The following is a 5,191-nucleotide window of genomic DNA, read 5'->3' as shown; positions in this document are numbered from 1 at the left end:
GTCATGTACAACGGCGAGATCGTCGAGCAGGCGGACGTCCACACCCTGTTCTCGGCACCCCAGCACCCGTACACCCGGCGCCTGCTCGACGCCGTGCCGCGGGTCGGCGGCCGTCGGCTGCGCGACCGCGTGCGGGTGGGCGACGAGCTTCAACCCGCTCCTGACGATCGCGCAGTGCGTCGCCGAGCCGATGGTGGTGCACGGGCTGGCGCCGAACCCGCAGGAGGCCCGGCCGAAGGTCGACGAGCTGTTGGAGGCAGTCCAGCTGCCGAAGGCGTTCGGCGACCGGTTCCCGCACGAGCTGTCGGGTGGCCAGCGCCAGCGCGCCAGCCTGGCCCGGGCGCTCATCCTCGGCCCCGAGCTGCTCATCGCCGACGAGCCGACCAGCGCGCTCGACGTGTCGGTGCAGGCGCGCGTGCTCGACCTGTTCGCCCGCCTGCAGGCCGAGCTGGGCTTCGCGTGCCTGTTCATCAGCCACGACCTGGCCGTCGTCGACCTGCTGGCCCACCGCATCGCCGTCCTGCACCGCGGCGTGCTGGTCGAGGAGGGCACGGGCGACGAGGTGCTCGGCGCACCCAAGCACCCGTACACCCAGCGGCTGCTCGCGTCGCTGCCCGTGCCGGACCCGGTCGAGCAGGCCGCCCGCCGCGAGACGTGGAGGAACCTGCGCGCGCACGGGTGAACGTCGGACCGGTTCCCGGCGGGTGGAGCGGGCGGCTCCTAGCGTGGCGGGGTGCCTTCCGCTGACCAGCAGGTTCGCTCGCGCCTCGTGCGTGTGCTGGCGGCGCTGGCGGCCCTCGTGACGATCCCGCTGTGGTCGCCGCCGGACCACGTGACCACCTCCGACGGCGTCTTCATGGTCGCGGCGGCGGCTCCACCAGGGGTCGCACTCGTCCGTCTGACGTCGCTGGTCCTCGTCATGCTGCTCGCCGCGCTGACACTGTGGAAGGGTCGGCGCGTCCTCGCCCTCCACGCGGTGCCGGCCCTGGCGTTGAGCTGGGTCTGGTGGCAGACGGAGGGCGGCGGCAGCTACACCGTGGCGATGTTCGGCTCGGCGGGGCAGGATCCCCCGCACGCGTTCACGTCCCCCTGGTTCGCGGCCTCGGTCGCCCTGTCCGCGCTGGTGATCCTCACGTCGACCCTCGCGGTGATCGGGATCGCTGGACGGCGACGCCACCCGAGGGCTGCGCACCCGTGACCGAGCTGGCCACGCTCGCGACACTCGACCGCGTCGCCCGCGCCCTGGGCATCACCGCCGGACTGCTGGGCGTGGCCATGGGCATCGCGACCGTCATGGGCTTCGCGGGCGCCGGGATCATCCAGCAGGATGCCGGTCGGACGGTGAGCCTGTGGCTGGTCGTCGCCACGTCCTCGGCCGTGGTGTGGCGCCGGGCGTCGTCCGCCCGCCTCAGCCTGCTCTACGTCATCCCTGCCCTGACGCTCACGAGCTGGTGGTGGGCAGCGCCATCGGCAGAGGAGTGGTTCGCGTACTCCGACCTGAGCGGTCCGGCGACGCCGCCCGGGCACGGAGTCAGCGGGATAGCCGTCGCCGTCCTGCTCCTGATCCTCTGGGCGCTGACCGGGATCGGGCTGCTTGCGACCGCCCGTGCCGCCGGCGCCCGGATCCCGGTGCGCACCCTCGCCGTGGCGACGATGGTCCTCACCCTGCCGATCTGGGCGTCGTTCGTGGGTGCCTCGCAGCTGGTCCTGGTGCGGACGGCGCCGACCGCGCACGGTGCCGTGCGCACCGCCTCCCTGATCCTCGTGCTGGTCGTCGGCGCCCTCGTCCTCGCCGATCGCCGACCCCCGTCCGTCTGGGCCACCGCCTACGTCCTGCCCGCCGCAGCGCTGACCTGGGTCGGCTGGCAGTCGCACCTGGCGGTGGCCTACGGCGTCACCACGTCGTCGTTCTCGGCGGTCGCGGTGCCGGACACCTTCCTGCTGCCCGCCCTGCTGACCCCGCTCACGTCGACGCTCCTCGTCGCGCTGGCGTGGTTGCTGGTCGTCGCCGGAACGGCTGAGCTGGGGCGCCTCCGGCCCCCGCCTGCGGAGATCGTCTAGTACCGCGCGTCGGCACCGACCGGCAGCTCGCACGCCTCCCGGCGGGCCGTGTAGCGGTCGTAGAGCGTGACGACGAGGGCGACGACGTACGCGAACAGCAGCACGTCGCCCACGGACACCTGGCCACGCTGCCCGGTGGCGAACGCAGCGAACACGAGCATCGCGACCACGCTGATGACGGTGTTGACCACCACCTCGACCCCGAGTGCGGCTCGCCGCCGCCGCAACGCCAGCGCCGCGTGCACCAGCACCGTCCCCGTGACCACGATCGCGACCACCGAGAGCCGCCCCTCCACCAACGGATACGACTCGAACAGGACGAGCGTGACCAGGCCAGCCAGCACCACCTTCTCGGCGAGGTGACCGACACCCGTCGGCGCGACCCCGACCGGACCCCTCGGGACCCAGCCCACGCGTGCAGCGATCACGTCCGCGTCCAGCGTGAACGGCCAGTCCGCGGGCGGCAGCCGCCGTGCCACGCGCCGCCCGACGACGACCAGCACCACCGCAAGGACCGCCAGGACTCCCCACACCCACGGGTGATCGGTGACCAGCTCCCCGAACTCGTCCGTGAAGTCCAGCTGCGCGACGTGGATCCACCACTCTTGCGGCAGCTTGATCACCACCCAGATGAGCCCCGCCGTCCACAGGAGCGCGGCCCTGCTCAGCCGGGCGGCGTCCCAGCGCGTGCGGACCACCTCGAGGGCGATCACGAAGTACTCGAACGTGTTGGGGAAGACCATGAGCAGCCAGCGCGCGTCGGTGAGCTCGAAGAGGAGCACCCCCACCAGCCGGTAGTACCAGAGGAATGCCGCCACCCCGACGGCGAACGGGTTGCGCCAGTTCCGCAGCACCGACAGGTACGCGATCGTCAGGTAGTAGATGTCCAGCGCCTTGTCGTACGACTGGTAGTTGTCGAGCGGGAAGTCCGTGAACGCGGCGAAGATCGACTTGTCGACGCCGTCGATGACCAGGGAGGCGAGGATCGCCGGCAGCGGGAACCGCGGGATGAACAGCGGCACCACCAGCCGGAGGCCCACGACCACCATGAACACCGTCCAGTCGAGGGTGCTCGCGTCGGTCATGGAGCGGACTGTAGCGACCCGGCACCCCTACCCTGGGCGCCATGCGGAACCGGCTCGTCGTCGCGGGTGCGCTCGCGGCCGTCGTCCTGAGCGTCGTGGTGGCCCTGGTCACGGCGCTGCCCCCTTCCCGCTCGACTCCGTGGCCCCGTACCGGCGTCGTGGGCGCCGGCCTCCTCGCGGTCGTCGTCGTGACTGCTCTGGTGGTCCGACGACGGGACCTGGCCGCTCGCCGCGCCGTCTGGTTCGCGATCCCGGCGCTCGTGCTCGGCTGGGTGTGGTGGTGGCAGCCGCTGAGCACGATCGGCTGGTTCGCGTACGCCCCGCTCTCCTCGGTCGTGGTCACGGGCTCGCCGGAGTCCGACGTCCTGCTCCCCGTTCTCGTCCTCGTGCTCTGGACGCTGGCCGTGACGGGCACGGTCACCGTCGTCGGCGACGAGTCCCCGGTCCGCGTGCTCACCGTCGTCGCGATAGGCCTGACCGCGCCCCTCTGGTTGCCGCSCGGCCCTCGGATCACGGGCTTCGGTGCGGCGCTGTCCGGCGACATCGTCACCGCGGGGGTCGCGGCCGCGCGGACGGCGTCCCTCGCACTGGTCCTCGTCGTCGGCGCGGCCGTGCTCCTGGCTCGGCGACCGGCCCCCGCCCGCGCGACGGCCTACGTCCTGCCGGCCGCGGGGCTCAGCTGGGTCTGGTGGCAGACGGGTGCGGGTGCCCGTGCCTCCGTCGCGCTGGCGGGCGGCGTGCCGGAGCCGAGCTTCTCGGACCTGCTCCCGTGGACAGTCACCCCGGTCGCCGAGACCGCCCTCGTGGTCGTGCTCTGGGTCCTGACGGTCCTCGGGACGCGCGAGCTGGTCACCCGGTACCGCCCGCCGGACGTCGTCCCCGTCAGCCCGTCCGGGCGATGACGATCAGCAGCATCGTCACCAGGAACCCGGTCACCAGGTTGAGCCAGAGGAACCGCCGCCAGCCGGCGTTGGCGCGTTCGCAGTCGTCGTCGCGCACGGACCAGAACTGCGCGGTGCTGATCGCGTACGGCACGGGCAGCACCGCGGCCAGCGTGCCCGGCCACGGGACGACCAGCAGCACGGCCGCCGCCAGCACGTAGAGCACCGTCGCCGCGACGACCGTCGGGTGCGCCCCGAGCGCGGTGGCCACCGACGCGATCCCGCCCTCGCGGTCCGCCCGCACGTCCTGCACCGCCCCGAACGCGTGCGACGCCATGCCCCACAGGACGAACGCGACGAGCACCGGCCAGACCGTGCGCGCGCCCAGGTCCGCGTCCACGAGGACCAGGGCGTACAGAAGCGGGCCGACGAAGTGCATCGCGGACGTCAGCGAGTCCAGCCCCGGCCGCTCCTTGAACCGGAGCACGGGCGCGGAGTACGCGACCACGAGGAACAGGACGAGCGCGAGCGTGAGGTTGGCGGCCAGGTCACCGACCACCAGCAGGTAGACGACGAACGGCACGGTCGCGACGACGCACGCCCACAGGATCCGGCGGTGCACCTCCCGCGCCCGGGCCGGCTCCACGAGACCGCCCTCGATCCCGCCCTTGCGGGGGTTGCGCAGGTCGGAGGCGTAGTCGAACACGTCGTTGATCCCGTACATCAGCAGGTTGTAGGGGCCGAGGAAGAACAGGGTGCCGATGACGAACGTCGCGTCGATCCGCCCGCCCGTGGCCAGCAGGTACCCGGCGGCGAACGGGTAGGCGGTGTTGATCCAGGAGAACGGCCGGGACGCCGCGAGGACCTCCCTCACGCGGGGTCCTGACGGGTCTTCCGCCTGCCGAGCGCCACCCAGAGCACCGGCATGCCGACGCCCGCGGCGATCGCGTACGCGAAGTCCTCCAGGGGAGCGCCCCCGATGTACCGGCCGAGAATCTTGTCGGGGTCGAACACGTAGAGGCCGACGTCGATCATGATCGTGTCGAAGACGGCGGTGAGCACGCACAGGTGCACGACGGTCCACACCAGCGGCATGCCGCGCATCCCGCGCAGCACCCGCCAGGAGACGGCACCGAGCACCGCGAGCACGAGGACGTTCAGCAC

The 5,191-nt window shown here is 72.4% G+C and carries 6 protein-coding genes and 2 pseudogenes; 5 read left to right on the top strand and 3 right to left on the bottom strand.

Annotated elements, in window-relative coordinates; all coding sequences use genetic code 11:
- Positions 1–3 precede the first annotated feature (3 nt).
- From AC1DUQ_RS17255 to AC1DUQ_RS17240, 4 genes and pseudogenes are all read left to right on the top strand, one after another.
- Positions 4–108 (top strand): annotated as a pseudogene (locus AC1DUQ_RS17255) (ABC transporter ATP-binding protein); the annotation flags it as partial.
- Positions 109–139: 31 nt separating this feature from the next.
- A pseudogene (locus AC1DUQ_RS17250) lies at positions 140–682 on the top strand (ABC transporter ATP-binding protein); the annotation flags it as partial.
- A 51-nt stretch (positions 683–733) separates the two neighbouring features.
- Positions 734–1,198 carry a hypothetical protein gene (locus AC1DUQ_RS17245; protein ID WP_477061110.1) on the top strand — a complete coding sequence of 155 codons (465 nt, stop codon included), beginning with the start codon at positions 734–736 and terminating at the stop codon, positions 1,196–1,198.
- Positions 1,195–2,061 (top strand): hypothetical protein, encoded by an 867-nt coding sequence (locus AC1DUQ_RS17240; protein WP_477061109.1) that lies wholly within the window; start codon positions 1,195–1,197, stop codon positions 2,059–2,061. Before AC1DUQ_RS17245 ends, AC1DUQ_RS17240 begins: the two co-directional genes overlap by 4 nt.
- Here the strand turns inward: AC1DUQ_RS17240 and AC1DUQ_RS17235 are convergent.
- Complete coding sequence (locus AC1DUQ_RS17235; protein WP_477061108.1) at positions 2,058–3,146, bottom strand: hypothetical protein; 1,089 nt, start codon at positions 3,144–3,146, stop codon at positions 2,058–2,060. The two genes, AC1DUQ_RS17240 and AC1DUQ_RS17235, sit on opposite strands and share 4 nt — an antisense overlap.
- Positions 3,147–3,187: 41 nt before the next feature.
- On the opposite strand from AC1DUQ_RS17235, the gene AC1DUQ_RS17230 reads away from it, so the two are divergent.
- On the top strand, positions 3,188–4,048 hold the full coding sequence (locus AC1DUQ_RS17230; RefSeq protein ID WP_477074209.1) for a hypothetical protein: 861 nt from the start codon (positions 3,188–3,190) through the stop codon (positions 4,046–4,048).
- Here the strand turns inward: AC1DUQ_RS17230 and AC1DUQ_RS17225 are convergent.
- Both AC1DUQ_RS17225 and AC1DUQ_RS17220 read right to left on the bottom strand, forming a co-directional pair.
- Positions 4,029–4,901, bottom strand: coding sequence for a prenyltransferase (locus tag AC1DUQ_RS17225; RefSeq protein WP_477061106.1), 873 nt, complete (start codon positions 4,899–4,901; stop codon positions 4,029–4,031). The two genes, AC1DUQ_RS17230 and AC1DUQ_RS17225, sit on opposite strands and share 20 nt — an antisense overlap.
- Positions 4,898–5,191: lycopene cyclase domain-containing protein (locus AC1DUQ_RS17220; protein ID WP_477074208.1), on the bottom strand; the 294-nt coding region annotated here is incomplete at its 5' end. The genes AC1DUQ_RS17225 and AC1DUQ_RS17220, both read right to left, overlap by 4 nt.

Source organism: Cellulomonas sp. P4_B5_2 (assembly GCF_056402235.1).
Note: the sequence above shows the minus strand (reverse complement) of the source record. Positions and strands in the feature narration are given on the sequence as shown.